The sequence below is a fragment of the Sphingomonas sp. ASY06-1R genome, assembly GCF_052180265.1.
GTDB lineage: Bacteria > Pseudomonadota > Alphaproteobacteria > Sphingomonadales > Sphingomonadaceae > Sphingomonas_I.
Genome location: NZ_CP197464.1, coordinates 2,414,007 through 2,433,341, shown reverse-complemented (window position 1 = coordinate 2,433,341; position 19,335 = coordinate 2,414,007). Strand labels below are relative to the sequence as shown.

Genomic DNA, 19,335 nt, shown 5'->3' with positions numbered 1-19,335 from the left:
CCCGGGACCGTGGCTGATTCCGAAAGCAAGGACGGTGCGGATGTGCGCCGGCGCGTGCGGGTGGCCTTGCGTCGTCATGGTCCGACCGCGCCGGTGTGGCGGCGGCGCACCGCTATCTTCGGCGGCGCCGCCACCGTCGGGCTGATCGCGGTCGCCTTCGCCTGGGCGGCCGACCGCGCGAGCGAGATGTTCGGTGGGCTGGTCAAGCTGCACTGGTGGTTGCCGCTGTTGCTCACCCCGATCGGCTTTGTGGTGATCGCGTGGCTGACCAATCGCCTGGCACCGGCCGCGCGCGGATCCGGCATCCCCCAGATCATCGCCGCCAAACAGGCGCCGGAAGCGGCCATGGCCGGCCTGGTTTCGGGCCGCACCGCCTTGCTCAAGGCGGTCCTGACCGCGGGGGCTTTGCTGTGCGGCGCCTCGGTCGGGCGCGAGGGGCCGACGGTGCAGGTCGGCGCCACGATCATGGCCTATGCGCACAAATGGCTGCGCGTGCCGGTCACCGCATCGGTGCTGGTGGCGGGCGCGGCGGCGGGTGTCGCAGCGGCGTTCAACACCCCGCTTGCGGGCGTCGCCTTTGCGATCGAGGAACTGGCCGCCGCCTATGAGCAGCGCATGACGCTGCTGGTGATGAGCGCGGTGCTGATCGCGGGCATGATCGCGCAGGGCGTGGCGGGCGACTATATCTATTTCGGGCTAGTCGGGCAGACGTTGCCGTTGCGCGCGGTGCTGCTGATCGCGCCGGTGGCCGGCATCCTCGGCGGCTTGAGCGGCGGCGTCTTTTCGCGCCTGATGCTGTGGCTGGCGCGGGGTGGGGCCAGCCTGATCTCCGGCGGCAGGCCCTTGCTGCTGGCGGGCGGTTGCGGCGTGATCGTCGCGGTGCTGGGCGTGGTGACGCACCTCACCTGGGGTACGGGCTACAGCGCCGCGCGTGCGATCATTGAGGGGAGCGACGCGCCCTTATGGTTCGGCCCGGCCAAATTCCTGGCGACGCTCGCCACCGCCGCGGCCGGCCTGCCCGGCGGCATCTTCGCGCCCAGCCTGGCGACGGGCGCGGGCGTCGGCAATGTCGTCCACGCCATCTTCCCCGATCAGCCGACCGGCGCGGTCGTGCTGCTCGGCATGGTCGCCTATTTCACCGGCGTCGTGCGCGCGCCGCTCACCTCCGTCATCATCATGTCGGAGACGACCGCCAGCCGCGGGCTGATGCTGCCGCTGCTGGCCACCGCCCTGATCGCCGAAGGGACGGCGTCTCTGGTCTGCCGCGAGCGGCTCTACCATGGCCTCGCCGCCGGTTTCCTCCGGCCCGGCAAAGACCGGGAAGCCGCCCCCGATCCGGAAGCGCGGTAAGCGGCGGACCCTTAGTGCGCGAAGGGCGGCTCGGTACATTCCCGGCAATAGAGCAGCACATCCTCGTGACCCGGCTGAGCCAGCGTGGCGACGCCCAGCCGCTCGATCCACCATTGCCCGCTCGTTCCATCCACAAAGCGTACTGTGCCGCTCGCGCGGCAGGGCAGACGGTCCAGCGTCGCATCGGCAGACTGGAAGCTCGTCGTGCGCGCCTTCGACAGATACCGGATGACCTGCGCTTTGGTCGGCCGAAAGTCCGTGCAGGGCGGCTCTCCGCGCTGTTCCGGATAATCGCGCACGCCGAATTGCCGGATTGTCACGTCCGCAATTGCGGGCAGTTGGCTCGGGCAGAGCGAGGGCTCGAACTCCGAACCCTTGGTGCACCCATGCAGGGCGGCCATGCCGAGGAGAAGACTGAGGATCATCTTTGCCTTTCCAGCCTGCTAAGGATGCGCGATGCTACAGCGCGAAATGCCGGTCGGGCAGGGGTTATTCGTTTCGCATCAGGGGAGGAGCGCGCTGATCCGGCTGCTGATCACGATCCTGGCACTGGCGCTGCCCATCACGATGACCCCGGCCGCACCGCCGCCGCGCGCCGCCCAAGCCTTTTGGCTCAAACATTGGCGTTTCGGCCCGATGCTCGGCAGCCCGGCGGCGCGGGCCGCCATGAAAGGCGTCGATGCCCATTATATCGATCTGCGCCGCGACCGGATCGATCATCCGCTGGGCGACGGCGTCTGCACGGACCGGCTCGACTATAGCGATCTCCGGCACCGCACGCGCGCGGCGCTGGCAAAGGATATCGGCCCCTTTTGGCGCCTCCCCGCCGCGATTGAACGGCCGGGTAGTGTATCGGGATGGATCCGATGCGGCGGCTTCAATAGCGCCGCCGTCGCCTTCGTGCACCCGCGCCTGGGCTATCTCTTCTTCGAAAACGGGCTCGTCATCACGCTGCAGTGACGCAGCACGAGGGGGCGAATGCCGCCCGTTTGTGGGGCAATCCCGCCCCGATCGTGCATTTCGGCTGGCCTTTTTCGCCTTATATCCCCATCCGCACCACGACGACCGGGCAGTGTATCGCCCGCCGGCGATGAGGATGTATGCGTTTTTACCAGGCCACGCGGTGGATTTTCCCGCGCAGTTACCAGCTCCGTCTGTTCACCATCTGCTTCGTCGCGGTGCACCTGCCGATCGTGACCTTCTGCATCGCAGAGGGGGTGCGCGGGCGCTGGGATTGGGGGATTTTCCTCACCCTGCTGGCGGCGACCCTCGTCGGCACCGGCGCGGCGCTGTCGGCGGTGGCGGCATTGCTCACCCCGATCGCGCACGCGACCGATCTGTTGCGCAGCTTCCAGCGCGGCGAACGCGTGCCGCCGGTTCCGGAAGGCGGCGACGATCTGGTCGGGCAGTTGCTGGCGGGCGTCGCGCGCGCCTCGGCCGAAACCACCGCCCGGATCACGAGCCTGACCGATGCCGCCGGCAAGGATATGCTGACCGGCCTGCTCAACCGGCGTGGCTTTGCCGACGTGGCCGCGCGCACGCTGCGGGCGGACACGCCATCCGCCGTCGCGCTGCTGGATCTGGATCACTTCAAGTCGATCAACGATCGCTTCGGCCATGACGAGGGGGATCGTGTGCTCACCGCCTTTGGCCGGCGGCTGGAAGAGGGGCTGCGGCGCGGCGATCGTGCCGCCCGCTGGGGCGGCGAGGAGTTCGCGATCCTGATGCCGGGCACGCAGCTGGAAGATGCGGCCGAGATCATCGAACGCCTGCGCCTGCTGCTCCGCATCGATAGCATCACCGACGCGGATCGGCCGCCACTGACCTTCTCCTGCGGGGTGACCGCGCTGCGCGATTATCAATCCTTCAGCGCCGCCATGGCGAAAGCCGATCAGGCGCTCTACGACGCCAAGCGCGGCGGCCGCGACCGCGTGGAAAGCCGCGCCTGAACCAGGCCGCTCCATCCGCCTCCCTAGCCGTCGCCCCGGCGGAGGCCGGGGCCGCTGGAAGTAAGTCCCGCCAGCCGCCGCCCACCCGGCTGGGCCAAACACCTTATTGTTGCGATCCACCGCCACACCCGATGCACCGGGGCGGGAGATCACATCCATGACATCATCGCGCCATTCCCTGTTCCTCGCCGCCGCGGTCCTGGCCGTCCCGCTCGCCGCCCGGGCGCAACCTGCTGCCGCCCCGGCCGCCGCGACCAAGCCCGCGTCGGCACCCGCCTTCATCCCCGCCACCTTCACGCCCCCCACCCGCATCGAAGGCCCGGGCTTTGTCCTCGTGCCGCTCGGCCCGGAGGTCGTGAAGCTGGATTACGATGCCTACATGTCCTCGATCGACCATCTCCAAAAGACGTTCAGCCGCAGCACCAACTGGCCGCGCGAAGGCATCACCGATGCGGATGCGATGAAGGATATGGAGGGCGAACAGGCCCGCTTTCGCGCCCGCAAATCCTTCGCCTACGCGGTCCTCACGCCGGACGGCCGCCGCGAACGCGGCTCCGTCTATGTCTCGCCCAGCCCGGTCCCCGGCCATGATGCGGTCGTGCGGCTCTGGGTGACCAAGGCCGATTATGACGCCGGCTTCGACGCCGCCTTATACCAGTGGGTGAGGGCATGGGTGGCCAGGGACTGGCCGTTCCGTACCGTCGCCTATCCCGGCCGCGCGATCGACTGGGCGACGTGGGATGCGGCCGTCGCGGCGAGCAAGCGGAAAGCCGCGGCGGGCGGCACGGCGCCGTAGGGTCCGGACGCCATCACGACATAGCCCAAAATCCGCCGTCGCCCCGGCGCAGGCCGGGGCCGCAGGAGGCTGGGCACAAGCGTCTGACCTCCGCCGGAAACGCGGCCGTCCCCCCGCCAGCAGCGGAAATTCACCGCGTTGGGGTGATGATGCGCGACGGCGCCTGCACCCCCGCCCGGTAGCCAAACGGGTAGAGCGGCGTCCTGCTGTCGTCCGGCACTTCGGGCCTTTGTGCTGCGACCGCCGCCATCGACGCGGGCAGCTCCAGCGGCAGCCGCCCTTCCGCCCGGATGCGATCGGTCAGCGCGTCCGCCACCGCGTCATCGGTCGCCCCGAAATCGCCCGCCAGGACGGCGACATGCGGGCGAAGCGCCGTCAACACCGCCGCGCGGTCGAGATGCACGATCGCGATCGTCGGCACCGCGGCGCCAATCCGCTTCACCGCCTCGAACTCCGGATCGCCGTCGCGAAAGTCGAGCGCGCCTTCGTGCTGGACGCGGCCGGCGGGAAAATTCGGGTGCAGCAATTGGTGCGGTGTCGACAGCCGGACGATCGCGGCATCGGCCCAATCCAGCCGGTCGACGATCGTGAAGCCCAATGCTGCGAACGGCGCCGCATCGATCCCGCGCAGGAACAGCCGGCGCTGCGTCTTGGGGTTCAGCGGATAGAGCCCGCGCCGTGTTTCCAGCAGCACGATCGATCGCGCCTGCAGCCGGTGTGCCTCCGCCTGAAACCGCGCATTGCCGACCAACGCCGCGGCCTCGTGCGGATCGACATAGGGGTCTTCGAACAGGCCCAGCGCGAACGTCTGCGTCAGCACCTTGCGCACGGCGGCGTCGATCTGCGCGCGGGAGATTGCACCGCTTCGGACGGCGGCCGCCAGCATGTCGACATGCGTGGTGCCCCCGAACTGCTCGACGCCTGCATCCACGCCTTTGGCGAAGCGCGCCGCTTCCGGGATATCCTCGACCCCCCACGCCGGATCGGCATCGGCCCAGCTCGGCGCGACCCCCGGCTTGGCCCCGTTGCGGCACGCGTCGTTGCAATCGCTCGTGATCGCCCAGTCGGACAGGATCAGGCCGTCATAACCGTACCGGCGACGCAGCAGGTCGGTCAGCAGATAGCGGCTGAAGCCCGCGCCCGTCTCCACCGGCTGTCCCGCGGCGTCGCGCAACCGGTGCGCCAGCGAATACATCGGCATCACGCCTGCGACATGCGCGGCGAACGCCGCCTGGAAGGGCAGGATATGCTGCGGCAACGCCGCGTTCGTCACCCCGGTGAAGCGCCCGTAGTAATTGTGGCTGTCGAACCCCTGATTGTCGACCGCGCCATAGCCGACCCAATGCTTCACCACTGCCGCCACGCTGGTCGGGCCGATGCCGGCGGACCCGGCCTGAATGCCGGTGACGTAGGCGCCGATCATGCGCGCCGCCAAAGCGGGGTTGGACCCGAACGTGCCGTCGATGCGCGGCCAGCGCGGCTCGGTCGCGATATCGGCCTGCGGCGACAGCGCCTCGCGGATGCCCACCGCTCTATATTCCTGGCGGACGATGTCGGCCGCGCGCCGGGTCGCGGCCGCGTCGCCGATCGCGGCAAAGCCCAGCGGATCGGGGAAGGGCGTGAACCCGCCCGCGGCGACACTCGCTCCCATAACGCCGCCGAGCTGATTGCGCGGATCGGAACTCAACGTCAGCGGGATGCCCAGCCGACCCTCCTCGGCCATCGCCTGCAGGCCATTATTGGCCACCGCGAGCTTGGCCGGCGTCGTCGCCAGCCGCGTGATCATCGCGGTGACATGCTTGCCCAGGATTTCCCCGCGCGCCAGGCGCACATTGTAATCGTCCCCCGCCTCCCTGAGCGAGCCGTGCATCATCTGGCCGATTTTCTCGTCCATCGTCATGCGCGCCAACAGATCGGCGGCACGCCGCGCCGGCGGAAGCCGCCAATCCTCGTAAGCCTCCAGCCGCCCGTTGCGATCGAGATCGCGGAAGGCCAGGCCCTGCACGTGCAGGATCGGGATCGTGCGGCTGTCCAGATGCGGCTGGCGCGGGCCAGTCGCCCCGGCCGGGCCGACCAGACCCGCCGCCGCGATCGCGGCGAGGATGAAAGGCGTGCGCAACGAAACTCTCCTTTGCGCCGCTCCTTGCCAGACCCGGTCAGCCTCCGGCTAGCGGTTTACGGTCGTAGTCCGGGCCTGGTGGAAAGGCCTGCACTTGCAGGATCACGCGGCGCCTTATCCCATCGTCCTGGTGAGCCGCGGTCGCCTTGTGCGCAGTCGGCGAAATGGCGCCCCGGCACCAGACCCATCGTTACCGCCGTAATCCGCCGTCTCCATCAGGCTAATCTCTTGCGATTGGACCTTAAAGGAAGTGCCGATTCTCGATAGCGTACGGCGCATGATCACGCGCCGCCTTATCCAACTCTCCTGGGGCCTGGTCCTCTACGGCTTTTCCATGGCCCTGATGCTGCGCGCCAACCTCGGCCTCGATCCTTGGGACGTGTTGCATCAGGGCCTGGCACCGCGCCTCGGCCTCAGCTTCGGCATGACCGTCAATCTCGTCGGCCTGGTCGTGCTGCTGCTGTGGATCCCGCTGCGCCAGCGCCCCGGTATCGGGACCGTGCTGAACATCATCGTCATCGGCACGGTCGTCGATCTGTCGCTGCCGTTCCTGCCCGCACCGGCAGGCTATCCGTGGCGCTTCGCCTTCCTGATCGCCGGCATCGTGCTGAACGGCATCGCCGGCGGCGCCTATATCGGTGCGGGCTTGGGCGCAGGGCCGCGCGACGGCCTGATGACCGGCCTCGCCCGCCGCACCGGCTGGCCGATCAAGCTCGTCCGCACCGCGATTGAGCTTAGCGTGCTCGCCACCGGCTGGCTGATGGGCGGCACCGTCGGCGTGGGGACCGTTTTGTACGCGCTGACCATCGGTTGGGTGGTGCACTACGCGCTGCCCTTCTTCACTCTTTTGTACAAGGATAACGGCCCGCAGCCTGCCGCTCCAGCGCAGCTTTAGACAGCACGCCCGCACCCTGCACGAAGGCCAACGATCGCTTCGCCCATGAAGAGGGCGATCGCGTCCTCGCCGCCTTCACCTGCCGTCTGGGATAGGGCCTTGCGCCGCTGCTATCGCGTCGCCCGCTGCCGCGAGGAATTTGCGATCCTGATATCCAACCAATCTCGACGACACCACCGACACGGTGGAACGGCCGCGCCTGCTGCTCAGCCGCGAAAATACGCATCCCAAACAATATCAGGCAGGCGGATCCTGCAGGGCCCCGACCGGTCAGTCATTGAAACCAGCCTTCTCGCTGCGCTACATCTAGGAGCCTAGGCGCTCGTGAGCCAGCGGTTGTGGTAAGCTGCGCATCGGCTAGTGCGACTAAGGCGAGCGGATACTTCTCAGGCGCGGATGAAACTTGCAGAGCGATGGGGTCAGGCATTGTGAATTCGCGGTTGGTTCGTGGCGCAGCGGGAGCGCCTCTTGCATAGGCCGTTTCAATTAATGGTAGTATCGCTTTCCATTGACTAGTTTTTCGGCATTCGCTCACAAGCGCCTGCATGGCGAACTGCCATTCTACGGCGCTGCCATCGGCGCCCGCTACGATTGTCTTCGCTAGCTGAAATCGCTGAGGATAGCCCAATCTCAGTCCGACGTAGAGCTTTGTACGCGAACGACAAGAAAGTAATTGTGATAGTTCTCCCGCTGATAAGACGACCTCATTACGCCCCTCGCTATAGTGTAGACATTTATAGTCATATATTAGATCAGCCCAATCGGATGGTCCCAAATCGCTAAGAACAGAATCTAGGACATCACGCAACTTTATGAACGTCTTTGCCGTGCCCCACATAAGTAACAACGATAGGAGCCGGCGGCGATCAATCATTCCGTTATCGGCGGTTAATTTGTTACGCCACCAAATCGGAGAACCAGAGCGGAGGCGTACGAAGCGAGCGGCGGCGACAAGATCAGCAGCTTCAGAAAGCGCGACGTCGGTACCTGAGGCAGTCCTTGATCGAACACCTGCCGCGACAGAGGCTATGCGGTCGATTGCAGGGCAATCGCCCCAGGCAGCGCGCAACTTTGCAACAAGCTCGCTCCAAGGTTCAATATTAGTGACCAGAAACGACGATTGTATCTCAAGGAAGGCTCGATAAGCATAAGCGGCCTCTCGTTCCGCCAACGACAGCTTGTCTAATCCTGCGTCGATTTCCGCGTTTAGCCGTTGAACGACATCAGAGCCTATGCGACGCTCAACGAGAACGCGTAGCGGTATCTCCGCCTCTTCCGTGCTCGCCAAGGCATAAGGGAAGGGCCAAAGTATCTTCCCCATTATTTGTAAGCGGCTTCCGGTAAATGTGTCAGTCCACGGATTGAAGTTTGGTTTACCACCGAGAATTAGCGCCTGTGCGCGGTCAAAATAAGGAGGAGCATCCAACGCATCAAAGCGGCCATTTTGCAATAGCTGGCCTAGCAGTTGATCTCCTAAAGGTGCATCCTCAGCGAGCAACATGCTTACTGGCGCTTCGTTGTAGAGTTGAAGAAATGACCCCAAACGAGCCCAATCCGCCTCGTCCAACGAGCCAGCCAAGCTTTTCCATCGATCTATGCGTTCTAGAATGGATGTATTCTGCTGGATAGCGTTCGATAGGGCTCGCTGCTCATCGATCATCCGAGTGGTGGTGAGCCGCTGCCAGAGCAGCTCAACAAAGTCATTTCTTCCGCTTCGCTCGGGCAAACCGGACCACAGGCTCGATCCGTTCTCGGCATTAGCAAGAAGCTGTCGCAGCTGTGGATATTCGCCAATAAATGCCACAATTTGACGGACTGCAGGCTGGTACTGCGTGAACACCCAATCACCCAGCAGCATCAGAGCAACGCTGCGCGGATGACTGGTTAATCTGAAGGGATCCTCCTGACTTAGCTCGATAAGCTCATTAACTAACGTCAGAATCTCGCCTTTGTTGAAACAGCCGCCATAAAACCGAGCGACATTCAGCCAATAAGGATTTGCGACGAGCGCCCGTAGACGATCAAACTTATCTCCACCCATCGGCTTCTCGTCAGATGGGTATGGTGCGGTCTCGTACAAATGTTTGGCCGCAAAGTATTCTCGTAATGGTTGCACCTCGAACTCATAAGTCTCTTGAACACGAGAAACTAAAGCTCCAACCCTCTCAATGATACCATTAAAAAGTGAATCGACAATCGACGTATCTTCTCCCTCTTTATCCAAATATGCAAAAAGAGTAGTGCGAAGCTCACTTTGCTCTATACTTCCGTTATCACCGGACTCTGCGGCCGTCTGCAACTTCCATGCGAGAAAACGATGTATATCGATCAAGAGGTCGCGATTGTCCCGGACAACCGCGCTTTTCTCCGACTCGCGACTAAAAAACATGTCCATATAAGCGTCGTACATAGCTGTACGCTTTTCGGGGAGCGAGGAGCCACGGCTGTTTAATAGTGACAACAGGATCGTAAGCTGCATGGGATTCTTAGCTAAATATTGCGTATGAGGCTCTCGCAATTTGGCATCGAGTATATTCTTGAGAGTTAGAGATTCACCCTCCTTAAGTCCTTTCGCTTTGGCCCATTTGCCTCGGTATTCATCAATCTGCGATTGCTCGAGCGGAAGAAGCTCAAAATACGACCAATTCTCTCGAGGGAATCGAACCGATTTAGCAAATGCGGCAGGCCGGCTTGTCACAATCGTTTGGATCGAAAATCCTCCGGCATTGACCAACCGTGCAACACCCTTGGTGATTTCCGTGACCAGCTGCTGCCGCAGATTGATCTCTGCAACCTCATCAAAGCCATCAAGTGCTAGCAGGACGTGGCTGGCGCGGGCGATGGCGGCTAAGTCGGAAACATTAAAGGCGTGCCCGCCAGATAGGAAACGCACTTGACCGGCTAGAAAGCCTTCCAACGAGCGCGGCTCCGTGTCGTCCAGAGGGCGTTGCTTAGAATGGAATGGGTCTGTCCCCGATATCCACTTCGCAAGATCACGCAAATCGACTCGAAATGGAATTCGTATTTGGCTGCCGCGAAGGGTAGGCTGGATCGCCCGTAAATCCACGGTCTTGCCAAGGAGATGCGCTCGCAGAACTTGGCATATAAATTGGGTGACCGTTGATTTGCCCTGCCCAGGGGCGCCCTCGAGGACAATATTTTGCAATTTTGCTTGGCCAGTGTGATGCAGGAAATGCCTTGCGGCATTGAGGGTGCGCCGTTCGGAATCGAAAACTGCATCTCTGGAATACCAACGCTCTACGTTTAAATTGCTAGGGCGCATCGAACTGCCGGTGGCGCGATCAATTCGGTCGCTCCAGAGGTGGATTGAACGCATCGGGAGGTCGACAAACAAATCTGCCATCGTGCTGCGCAGATCGGTTTGCTTGAATTTTAGCTCACGGTCTTCGTCATACTGTGATGTCATATAGGCGCGGATTGCGCTGCGGCGCCGCTCTTCGCCTTCTCCAAGTTGGCCGGCCACAAGCTTCTCAAGCAGGTCCGTTGCTTTGAGTATATCAGGATAGCTCCACTTTATCGATGAAGAATTGTCCAAACGTCTGTCCAGATCATCTCGCCACCAGCAATACGATTCTACGCCTAGCGAATCTGTAAGAATTGTATTGACTCGATCGATGGATCCTACTTCAAGATGCGAAGTGCCACGCAAATTGGTAATTAGGATATACTTAGAAATACCATGGTCTTTTAGTCTTTCAACCTTATTTCTCTCGTTTCGAGCTACATCTTCTAGCATTTCTCGCTCAGTGCGGGTGTCGTTTGCTTTCTTCACATATTTCACTTGAAAAACGATAAGCTCGCGATCTTGCGCATGTCGCCGACGATGTTCGCGGACCTTCCGCAATATGAATGCGTCGCGCCCCCCGTCCGGTTGGCCGACAGGAAGACATTGTGCGTTAGGGAAGCTTGCCGCGATCAGCGCTTGACAGAAGCTCTGAAACCGCTCGTCGCCAAGTACTTCATAATGGTACATTCATGTTCCCCCGTATCGGCGCAACCTGCCGAAATCGCGGGACGCCGCAAGGGAAAAACGTGATTATCTTCCGCCAATGCAAAATTTGGGACGGCATTTACTGAAAGCGTCTTGTTGCGGGTGTTCGCACAGGAATCTTAATCGGTATCCACGGTTTCACTGCCCCAAAACCAACCCCATCGTCACCGCCGCAATCCGCGCGGCCACCAGCCCCGACAGCAAATGCCGGTCGTCGCGTGCCGGCACATATTCCACCATCGCCAGCCCCACGATGTCCGCCTTGGCGGCTACGCCGCGCAGGATGCGGATCATATCCTCATAGGTCAGCCCGCCCGGCGTCGGCATGTTCACCGCCGGCAGCACCGCCGGGTCGATCCCGTCGCAGTCGATCGAAATGAACACCTTGGCGCCCGGTTTGATCAGGTCGGTCACCGCGGCCGTACCTTCGTCGTGCAGCTTGTAACTGCTGATCAGCTGCGATCCCCACGCGCGGGCATCGTCATGCTGCCAGCTTTCGCCCGATCCCAGCCCCCTGATGCCCACCTGCACCATATGCTGAACCCACGGATACTCCGCCGCGCGCCGCATGGTCGATCCATAGCCATAGGGGTTGCCCTGCAGCACGTCTGCCCAGTCGACATGCGCATCCACCTGCAACACCGTCAGCGGCCCGTGCCCCTCATACGCCGCCAGCATCGGGATCGGCACGCTGTCGTCCCCACCGAGCAATATCGGCACCGCGCCCGCCTCCAGCACCTTGCGCGTCGCCGCCGTGATCCGCTCGCGGTTCGGGGCCGAATCCCACGCATTGGTCGGCACGTCGCCCGCATCCACGCAGCCGCGATGGTCGCCGGCCTTGATGTCCGGAAACATCGTCGCGTCGAGATCGAAATCATATTGGCCCAGGCTCTTGCCGAACTGCGCCGATGCCTTGCGCAAGGTCGCCGGCCCGTCCGCCGAATGGCTCGGCGCCCCCGCCACATAAGGCGAGGCTTCGGACGCGCCGAACACCACCACGCGGGCATCCGCAAGGTCGTCGAAATCCGCTTCCGGCAGGTCGATAAAAGTCTGTCGCTTTGGCATGCGGTCGGAGACGTTTCGCTAGCGAGGCGGTTCCGTCTCCTCCCCGGCCTTTGCCGGGGAGGGGGACCATCCCCTGTCCTGAGCAGAGCCGCAGGCGGCGTCGAAGGGTAGCAGCGATGGTGGAGGGAAAATCTTCTGCCTCCACTCAGCCTGTCAAAGCCCCTCCACCCCGAGAAACTTGGGGGAAACAGCACCCTACACCCGACATCCCGGCGCTCCCACCCGTCATCCCGGTGTAGGCCGGGCTCCACCATGCGGCCAGGTGCCCCGCCCGCACGGCGCCTCCTGCAATTGACATTTCCGCAAATGTTCTCTATTCGTTCCAAGCGAGTTGCCATGCGTTCAGGCAAATCATCAAGTTCGTTTCTGGTGTTTTTTTGTTTTTGGGCGGGTTTTAAGGCTCTTTGAACGATCGTCACCGGCCCAAGCCGCTGACGATTTGAAGAAACCGAAGCGGGAAGGGGAACGGCTCCGCCTGCTGCGGCCCGGCCTCCGCCGGGGCGACGATTGGCGCGTGCCTTGCCGCCAGCGCCGCCTGCCTTTCTGACAACGGGTTAGAGGTTGTTAATTGTGGGGCAGGCGGGTGGACGGGGCGGTCAGCATTGCAGATGAAACACGTCGTCCTCTTTCTGAAAGAGAATTGCGATATTGACGCGCTATGGTCTTGGGATGCGCCACGTGACCCCACCGGACTTCGACATTGACGATCCGCACAGCTGGTCGCTGCCGATGGATTTCGGCCTCGGCCTCGGCGCGGGGATGCGGCCGCTCCACCGGTTGATGCGCTATCTGCGCCGGGCCACGCGGCGGCGCGGCCGCGCCCGTGCTGCGACAAAGCAGCCGATATCCTCTCCCCAGGCCGTTGCCCCGGCGGAGGCCGGGGCCGCCCGAGGCTAGGCCCGCCCTAACACGCAGCGGCCCCGGCCTCCGCCGGGGCGACCATTATTCGCGGGCGGGCTCGAACCGTAAGATGCCGGCCACGCGGTCCGGTCCGCCGCTATCCTTCGGATGGTTCACGCCGTCCATCACCGTCACCGCGGCGAAATCGAACGGGCTGATGCCCAGGCAGGCGGCGTTGATCCCCACCTGCTGCGTGTTCGAACGACGGCGGTGGTGCGTGTAGATGCCGCAGACCGAGCAGAAATGATGCTCCGCCTGCTTTGTGTTGAACTGGTAGGTGGTAAGCTTGTCCTAGCCGTCCACCAGTTCGATGTCGCCGATCGCGGCGGAGAGCGCCACCGCGCCGCGCATGGCGCAATAGGAACAGGTGCAGCGCCGGGCCGCCCCCATTCCGCCGCTCAGCGTCACCCGGAAGCGGACGCTACCGCAGTGGCAGGCGCCGTCCAGCACGGCCGCATCGTCGGCGGGCAGGGGCATCCTAGTCGTCCTCATCCTCATAATGGGCCAGGGCCAAAGCGCGCGCCTTGATCTGGCGGGTCATGCACCAGTGGACCAAGGCCTCCTCGCGCCCGTGCGTGACCCACACCTCGCTTGGCGCAATCTCCTGGATCGTCGTCGTCAGTTCGTCCCAGTCGGCATGGTCGGATATGAGCAGCGGCAGCTCGACATTGCGTTGGCGCGCGCGCTGGCGCACCCCCATCCAGCCGCTCGCCATCGCGGTGATGGGATCGGGCAGGCGGCGCGACCAGCGGTCGTTGAGCGCGCCCGGCGGCGCCAGCACGATCGCGCCCTTCATCTCCGCCGCCTTGCGCCCGGTCGCGGGGAGGAGCGGGCCGAGGTCGACGCCCCATTCCTGGTACAGGTCGCACAGCCGTTGCAGCGCGCCGTGCAGGAAGATCGGCTCGTGATAGTTGCGGCCGCGCAGCTCCATGATCACGCGCTGCGCCTTCCCCAGCGCATAGGCGCCGACCAGCACGCACCGCTCCGGATTGGCGTGCAGCGCCTCCAGCAGCCGGTCGATCTCCGATCCCGTATCGGGGTGGCGGAAGACGGGCAGGCCGAACGTCGCCTCGGTGATGAAGATGTCGCACGGCACCGGCTCGAACGGCGCGCAGGTCGGGTCCGGCCGGCGCTTGTAATCGCCGGAGACGACGATGCGCTCGCCCTGATGCTCCAGGATGATCTGCGCCGATCCCAGCACATGGCCGGCGGGCACGAAGGTCACCGCGACATCGCCCACCATCAGGCTCTCGCCATAGGCCACCGGCTGTCCGTTCTGGTCGCCATAACGCACGTTCATGATCGCGATCGTCTCGGGGGTGGCCAGCACCGCGCCATGGCCGCCGCGCGCATGATCGGCATGGCCATGCGTCACCAGCGCGCGGTCCTGCGGCGTCGACGGATCGATCCACGCCTCCGCCGCCGGCACATACAGCCCATGCGGGTGCGGTTCGATCCAGGATCCCAGGCGCGCCATCGCCAACTATATGGTCGGACACGCCTTTCGGTTCCAGCGGGCCCGGAAACCAATGCCGCCCGTTGCGTTGTCGTGCTCGAACAGAGGGAGAGTGGATATGGGTGGTGGCCTTGGCCTCGTCGCGGCGATCGGCGGCGTCCTGCTGGTGATCGTGCTGGCCTATGCGATCCTGCGCAACCGCCAGCGCAGCAGCGCCGATATCCGGCAGACCGAACAGGCGACGAAGGATCTCTACGCCCGCACCGATCGCCAGGATCAGGCAAGCGATCCCGATAAGAAGGATTTCTAACCTGTCTCCTCCCCGAGATTTCTCGGGGAGGGGGACCGGGCCGCGCAGCGGCCCGGTGGAGGGGATTTCTCCGGACGTGGCAGGGTGTTGCCCAGCGCCGGGGTCCCTATCTTGCCTGAGGTGACCCTCCCCCCGCAGATCGAAGCCTGGTTCGCCACCCGCGGCTGGGCGCCACGGCGCTATCAGCTCGACATGCTCGATGCCGCGCAGGCCGGTCGCCATGCGCTGCTGGTCGCACCAACCGGGGCGGGCAAGACGCTTGCCGGCTTCCTGCCGAGCCTCGTCAACCTGACGGAACGGCCGACGAAGGGCCTCCACACCCTCTACGTCTCCCCGCTCAAGGCGCTCGCGATCGACGTCCAGCGCAACCTGATCGACCCCATCGCGGAGATGGGGCTCGACATCCGCGTCGAGACCCGCACCGGCGACACGCCCAGCGATCGCAAGGCCCGCCAGCGGGTCAAGCCGCCGCACATGCTGCTGACCACGCCGGAATCGCTCAGCCTGCTGCTCAGCCACAAGGATAGCGGCACGCTGTTCGAGAATCTCTCGACCATCATCGTCGATGAGGTCCACGCTTTCGCCAACGGCAAGCGCGGCGATCTCCTCTCGCTGTGCATGGCCCGCCTGCAGGCGCTGGCGCCGAACCTGCGCCGCGTCGCGCTGTCCGCCACCATCGCCGATCCCGACGCCTATCGCGCCTGGCTCGCCCCCGGCGGGGATATCGAGGCGGTCACCCAGGTCGATGGCGATCCCGGCGCCGAGCCCAATCTCCACATCCTCATCCCGCAGGATCGCATACCCTGGTCGGGCCATTCGGGCCGCTACGCCGCCGAACAGGTGATGGCGGAGATCGAGACCCACCGCACCACCATCATCTTCTGCAACACCCGCAGCCTCGCTGAGCTGATCTTCCAGGATCTGTGGACGGTCAATGCGATGACGCTCCCGATCGGTATCCACCACGGCTCGCTCTCGATCGAGGCGCGGCGCAAGGTGGAGGCGGCGATGGCCGCGGGCCGGTTGCGCGCGCTCGTCGCGACCGCCAGCCTCGATCTCGGCGTCGACTGGGGCGATGTCGATCTGGTCATCCAGATGGGCGCGCCCAAGGGTGCCTCGCGCCTGACCCAGCGGATCGGCCGCGCCAACCATCGGCTGGAGGATCCGTCGGAGGCGGTGATCGTGCCGGGCAATCGCTTCGAATATCTGGAGGCGCGCGCCGCATTGGATGCGATCGAGGCAGGCGAGCTCGACAATGATATCTTCCGCACCGGCGCGCTCGATGTGTTGGCCCAACATGTCATGGCCTGCGCGTGCGCCGCGCCTTTCTACGAAGCCGACCTGCTCGCCGAGCTGCATGACGCCTTGCCCTATAGCGCGCTGTCGCCCGAACTATTCAGCCAAGTGCTCGATTATATCGCCACCGGCGGCTACGCGCTGAAGGCCTATGACCGCTTCCGCCGCCTGACCAAGGAGGCCGACGGCTTATGGCGCGTCAGCCACCCGCGTTTCGTCGAGCAGCATCGCCTGAATGCCGGCATCATCGTCGAGGCGACGATGCTCAACGTCCGCTTCAAGAATGGCCGCTCGCTTGGCAAGGTGGAGGAAGGTTTCGCCGCGACCCTGCGACCCGGCGACACCTTCTTCTTCGCCGGCCTGTCGGTGGAGGTCGAGCGGCAGGATGGCGAGGATCTGTTCGTCCACGCCACCAAGAAGCCCGCGCGCATCCCGACCTATGGCGGCGCGCGTATGCCGATCTCCACCAACCTCGCCGATCGCGTCCGCCAATATTTCGCCGATCCCTCGCAATGGCCGCGTTTCCCCGCCGACGTGCGCGACTGGCTGGAAATGCAGGGTCGCCGCTCGGCGCTGCCGCGGCCCGACCAGCTGCTGATCGAAACCTTCCCGCGCGACGGGCGGCATTACATGGTCGTCTACAGTTTCGAAGGCTGGAACGCGCACCAGTCGCTCGGCATGTTGATCACGCGGCGGATGGAAACGGCCGGGCTGAAGCCGATCGGCTTTGTCGCCAGCGATTACGCCATTGCCACCTACAGCCTGGAACCCGTCACCGATCCCGCCGCCCTGTTTAACCGCGACATATTGGAAGACGAATTCGTCGACTGGGTCCAGCAATCCAGCCTGCTCAAGCGCGCCTTTCGCGAGGTGGCGGTGATCGGCGGGCTGGTTGAGCGCCAGCATCCCGGCAAGCGCAAGACCGGCCGCCAGGTCACCTTCTCGACCGACCTGATCTACGACGTGCTGCGCAAATATGAGCCCAACCATCTGCTGATGCGCGCCGCGTGGGAGGATGCCCGGGCGCGGATGACCGACGTTGGGCGGCTGGCGGACCTGCTGGATCGCGCGGCGGGCACGATGCTGCACGTCACGTTGGAGCGCGTCTCCCCGCTGGCTGTGCCCGTCCTCGTGCTGATCGGGCGCGAACGCGTGACGCAGGACAATACCGAAGATGCGCTGTTGATCGAAGCCGAAGCCTTGGCCGCGGAGGCGATGGGCGAGCTTTGAGTTCGCCGGCCGGGGCGGTATCGCGGTGCAGCTTTACAGGGGACATGGACTTTGACGGGTCAGGCCACGCTCGACCAGGCGCTGGAGCGGTATCAGGCGGGGGATTATCCGGCGGCGGAGACGCTGGGCCGACAGCTGCTGCGCAGCATACCGCGCGATCCCACGCTCAACGCGATATTGGGCATGGTGGCAACGCAGACGGGCCGGCATGGCGAGGCGATACCCTTCCTCAAGGTGGCCGTCGCGGCCGCCCCAGACAATATCCCGCTGCGCATCGGTCTCGGCTTTGCGCTGGCGAATAGTGGCAAGTTGGACGAAGCACGCGCGGTCGCGGCCGGATCCAACGTGCCGCAGCTCGCCCGCATCGCCGCCTTCGTCGATCAGCAGCAGGGGCGCCATGTTGCAGCGATCAACGGCTATCGTCAGGTTGTCGCAGGCTTTCCGGGAGACGCGGAGAGCTGGAATAATCTGGGGCTGCTCCTGACGCAGACGGGAGACATTGGCGGTGCGGTCGACGCGCTCCAACGGGCGATGGCGCTGCGGCCAAATGCCGACATCATCGTGAACCTGTCGCGTGCCCTGGCTCGGGGCGAACGCCATGACGAACGACAGCGGCTGTTGCGCGCGGCCGTTCAACGCACGCCGGACGATGCGACTTTGCTGATCGAGCTTGGATTGGCCGAAGGCGCCGCAGGAGATCTGGCGGCGTCGGAGGGCGCATATCGCCGCGCGCTCACGCTCGCACCGGCTATGCCTGCCAGCTATCTGGAATATGGCATGATGCTGGAAAGCCTGAGCCGGCTGGACGCTTTGCAGGCGCTGGTCGATCAGGCGCGGGCCCGGGCGATCGATGCCCCTGCCATCGACTTTCTGGAAGCGTGGCTGTTGAAGCGCAGGGGCCGTTTTTCGGACGCGCTGGCGCTTGCGGAGAAAGCGGGCGACGGCATCGACGCCTCCCGCCACGCCCAGCTGCTAGGGGATTTATACGATCGCCTGGGTGAGAGCGAGCGGGCGTTTGCGGCCTTTGCCGAGATGAACCGGCTCGGCGCGCTTGGCCCTGCCGCCGACTTTGCGCGTGCGCTCGATTTGCCCGCCGCGATCCGGCGGATGGATGACGCGCTGGCACCCGAGCGGCTACGAGGTTGGCCGCGCAGTGACGTTTCCGCCGACCTGCCGGAGCCGGCTTTCCTGGTCGGCTTCCCCCGGTCTGGCACCACCTTGCTGGACACGCTGCTGATGGCGGCGCCCGAGCTGGAGGTGCTGGAAGAGATGCCGATGGTCGAGCGATGCGAAACGCAGCTTGGCACCCGGACGCTCGACGAGATCAACAAGGCGGATGTGGTTCGGCTGCGCACCACCTATTTCGATACGCTGCGCGGCTTACGCCCCGATCTGGATCCAAGCCGCCAGATCATCGACAAATTCCCGCTCCATCTTGCGCGTGCGCCGCTCATCCATCGGATGTTTCCCACCGCACGTTTCATCATGGTGGAGCGGCATCCCTGCGACGTCGTGCTCAGCTGCTTCATGGCACGATTTCAGACCAACCGTGCGTCGGTCCACTTCCACGATCTGGCCAGTGCGGCCCGGCTTTACGATCTCGCGATGCGTGTCTGGACCCGGTCCGTGGAACAGCTGGCCTTGCGTCTGCACGTCATCCGGTACGAACGGATGGTGACGGATCTGGCCGGCGAAATCCGGCCGCTTCTCTCTTTCCTGAGCGTGCCGTGGCGCGACGATGTGCTGGACAATCAGGCGAGCGCAAAACGCCGCGCCCATGTGCCTACGGCCAGCTATGCCCAGGTCACCGAGCCGATCTACCAGCGCGCCAGCGGGCGATGGGAGCGATATCGCGCCCATCTCGATCCCGTGCTGCCCATCCTGGCACCCTGGGCGGAAAGGATGGGCTATCCGATCTGAGCCCGCGCTATGTACGCTTCAGCTTGCTCATTCGTCC

At 64.3% G+C, this 19,335-nt stretch carries 16 protein-coding genes; 9 read left to right on the top strand and 7 right to left on the bottom strand.

The genetic code is table 11. The features are described 5' to 3' along the window. Window positions 1-9: 9 nt before the first annotated feature. Window positions 10-1,350 (top strand): chloride channel protein, encoded by a 1,341-nt coding sequence (locus tag ACSBM8_RS11730; protein ID WP_442678200.1) that lies wholly within the window; start codon window positions 10-12, stop codon window positions 1,348-1,350. An 11-nt stretch (window positions 1,351-1,361) separates the two neighbouring features. On the opposite strand, the gene ACSBM8_RS11725 is transcribed toward ACSBM8_RS11730, so the two are convergent. After that, the gene (locus ACSBM8_RS11725; RefSeq protein ID WP_442678199.1) at window positions 1,362-1,775 is read right to left on the bottom strand and encodes a hypothetical protein; all 414 of its coding nucleotides are present in this window, start codon (window positions 1,773-1,775) and stop codon (window positions 1,362-1,364) included. Between the two features lie 31 nt (window positions 1,776-1,806). Here ACSBM8_RS11725 and ACSBM8_RS11720 point away from each other — a divergent pair, with 31 nt between their 5' ends. The 3 genes from ACSBM8_RS11720 (at window position 1,807) to ACSBM8_RS11710 (ending at window position 4,095) form a co-directional block, all read left to right on the top strand. Next, the gene (locus ACSBM8_RS11720) at window positions 1,807-2,310 is read left to right on the top strand and encodes a hypothetical protein (RefSeq protein ID WP_442678198.1); all 504 of its coding nucleotides are present in this window, start codon (window positions 1,807-1,809) and stop codon (window positions 2,308-2,310) included. A gap of 140 nt (window positions 2,311-2,450) precedes the next feature. Beyond that, window positions 2,451-3,299, top strand: coding sequence for a GGDEF domain-containing protein (locus tag ACSBM8_RS11715; RefSeq protein ID WP_442678197.1), 849 nt, complete (start codon window positions 2,451-2,453; stop codon window positions 3,297-3,299). A gap of 157 nt (window positions 3,300-3,456) precedes the next feature. After that, complete coding sequence (locus ACSBM8_RS11710) at window positions 3,457-4,095, top strand: twin-arginine translocation pathway signal protein (protein WP_442678196.1); 639 nt, start codon at window positions 3,457-3,459, stop codon at window positions 4,093-4,095. A gap of 130 nt (window positions 4,096-4,225) precedes the next feature. Here ACSBM8_RS11710 and ACSBM8_RS11705 read toward each other — a convergent pair whose 3' ends face one another. Beyond that, window positions 4,226-6,214 (bottom strand): glycoside hydrolase family 3 protein, encoded by a 1,989-nt coding sequence (locus ACSBM8_RS11705; RefSeq protein WP_442678195.1) that lies wholly within the window; start codon window positions 6,212-6,214, stop codon window positions 4,226-4,228. A 277-nt stretch (window positions 6,215-6,491) separates the two neighbouring features. Here ACSBM8_RS11705 and yczE point away from each other — a divergent pair, with 277 nt between their 5' ends. Then, on the top strand, window positions 6,492-7,109 hold the full coding sequence (gene yczE, locus ACSBM8_RS11700; protein ID WP_442678194.1) for a membrane protein YczE: 618 nt from the start codon (window positions 6,492-6,494) through the stop codon (window positions 7,107-7,109). A gap of 274 nt (window positions 7,110-7,383) precedes the next feature. Here yczE and ACSBM8_RS11695 read toward each other — a convergent pair whose 3' ends face one another. Together ACSBM8_RS11695 and ACSBM8_RS11690 are read right to left on the bottom strand one after the other, a co-directional pair. Next, window positions 7,384-11,103, bottom strand: a complete 3,720-nt coding sequence (locus tag ACSBM8_RS11695; RefSeq protein ID WP_442678193.1) for an NACHT domain-containing protein — start codon at window positions 11,101-11,103, stop codon at window positions 7,384-7,386. A gap of 156 nt (window positions 11,104-11,259) precedes the next feature. Then, window positions 11,260-12,186 carry an arginase family protein gene (locus ACSBM8_RS11690; RefSeq protein ID WP_442678192.1) on the bottom strand — a complete coding sequence of 309 codons (927 nt, stop codon included), beginning with the start codon at window positions 12,184-12,186 and terminating at the stop codon, window positions 11,260-11,262. 678 nt (window positions 12,187-12,864) lie between these two features. On the opposite strand from ACSBM8_RS11690, the gene ACSBM8_RS11685 reads away from it, so the two are divergent. Further along, a complete protein-coding gene (locus tag ACSBM8_RS11685; RefSeq protein ID WP_442678191.1) occupies window positions 12,865-13,083 on the top strand; it encodes a hypothetical protein in 219 nt (72 codons plus the stop codon). 45 nt (window positions 13,084-13,128) lie between these two features. On the opposite strand, the gene ACSBM8_RS11680 is transcribed toward ACSBM8_RS11685, so the two are convergent. The 3 genes from ACSBM8_RS11680 to ACSBM8_RS11670 all read right to left on the bottom strand — a co-directional run bounded on the left by ACSBM8_RS11680 (window position 13,129) and on the right by ACSBM8_RS11670 (window position 14,563). Next, the gene (locus tag ACSBM8_RS11680; RefSeq protein WP_442678190.1) at window positions 13,129-13,272 is read right to left on the bottom strand and encodes a hypothetical protein; all 144 of its coding nucleotides are present in this window, start codon (window positions 13,270-13,272) and stop codon (window positions 13,129-13,131) included. Window positions 13,273-13,377: 105 nt separating this feature from the next. Further along, the gene (locus ACSBM8_RS11675; protein WP_442678189.1) at window positions 13,378-13,563 is read right to left on the bottom strand and encodes a hypothetical protein; all 186 of its coding nucleotides are present in this window, start codon (window positions 13,561-13,563) and stop codon (window positions 13,378-13,380) included. A gap of 1 nt (window position 13,564) precedes the next feature. Next, the gene (locus ACSBM8_RS11670; RefSeq protein WP_442678188.1) at window positions 13,565-14,563 is read right to left on the bottom strand and encodes a ligase-associated DNA damage response exonuclease; all 999 of its coding nucleotides are present in this window, start codon (window positions 14,561-14,563) and stop codon (window positions 13,565-13,567) included. A 97-nt stretch (window positions 14,564-14,660) separates the two neighbouring features. Between ACSBM8_RS11670 and ACSBM8_RS11665 the strand changes: the two genes are divergently transcribed. The 3 genes from ACSBM8_RS11665 to ACSBM8_RS11655 all read left to right on the top strand — a co-directional run bounded on the left by ACSBM8_RS11665 (window position 14,661) and on the right by ACSBM8_RS11655 (window position 19,298). Next, a complete protein-coding gene (locus ACSBM8_RS11665) occupies window positions 14,661-14,852 on the top strand; it encodes a hypothetical protein (protein ID WP_442678187.1) in 192 nt (63 codons plus the stop codon). A gap of 192 nt (window positions 14,853-15,044) precedes the next feature. Then, complete coding sequence (locus tag ACSBM8_RS11660; RefSeq protein ID WP_442681576.1) at window positions 15,045-17,378, top strand: ligase-associated DNA damage response DEXH box helicase; 2,334 nt, start codon at window positions 15,045-15,047, stop codon at window positions 17,376-17,378. 51 nt (window positions 17,379-17,429) lie between these two features. Further along, a complete protein-coding gene (locus tag ACSBM8_RS11655) occupies window positions 17,430-19,298 on the top strand; it encodes a sulfotransferase (RefSeq protein WP_442678186.1) in 1,869 nt (622 codons plus the stop codon). Window positions 19,299-19,335 lie beyond the last annotated feature (37 nt).

Bases quoted from the DNA above. Each gene is read 5' to 3' on its own strand.
- ACSBM8_RS11660 (WP_442681576.1), top strand. From the start codon at position 15,045: ATGCTCGATGCCGCGCAGGCCGGTCGCCATGCGCTGCTGGTCGCACCA.
- ACSBM8_RS11665 (WP_442678187.1), top strand. From the start codon at position 14,661: ATGGGTGGTGGCCTTGGCCTCGTCGCGGCGATCGGCGGCGTCCTGCTG.
- ACSBM8_RS11675 (WP_442678189.1), bottom strand. From the start codon at position 13,563: ATGCCCCTGCCCGCCGACGATGCGGCCGTGCTGGACGGCGCCTGCCAC.
- ACSBM8_RS11690 (WP_442678192.1), bottom strand. From the start codon at position 12,186: ATGCCAAAGCGACAGACTTTTATCGACCTGCCGGAAGCGGATTTCGAC.
- ACSBM8_RS11720 (WP_442678198.1), top strand. From the start codon at position 1,807: ATGCTACAGCGCGAAATGCCGGTCGGGCAGGGGTTATTCGTTTCGCAT.
- ACSBM8_RS11715 (WP_442678197.1), top strand. From the start codon at position 2,451: ATGCGTTTTTACCAGGCCACGCGGTGGATTTTCCCGCGCAGTTACCAG.
- ACSBM8_RS11695 (WP_442678193.1), bottom strand. From the start codon at position 11,103: ATGTACCATTATGAAGTACTTGGCGACGAGCGGTTTCAGAGCTTCTGT.
- ACSBM8_RS11725 (WP_442678199.1), bottom strand. From the start codon at position 1,775: ATGATCCTCAGTCTTCTCCTCGGCATGGCCGCCCTGCATGGGTGCACC.
- ACSBM8_RS11710 (WP_442678196.1), top strand. From the start codon at position 3,457: ATGACATCATCGCGCCATTCCCTGTTCCTCGCCGCCGCGGTCCTGGCC.
- yczE (WP_442678194.1), top strand. From the start codon at position 6,492: ATGATCACGCGCCGCCTTATCCAACTCTCCTGGGGCCTGGTCCTCTAC.
- ACSBM8_RS11670 (WP_442678188.1), bottom strand. From the start codon at position 14,563: ATGGCGCGCCTGGGATCCTGGATCGAACCGCACCCGCATGGGCTGTAT.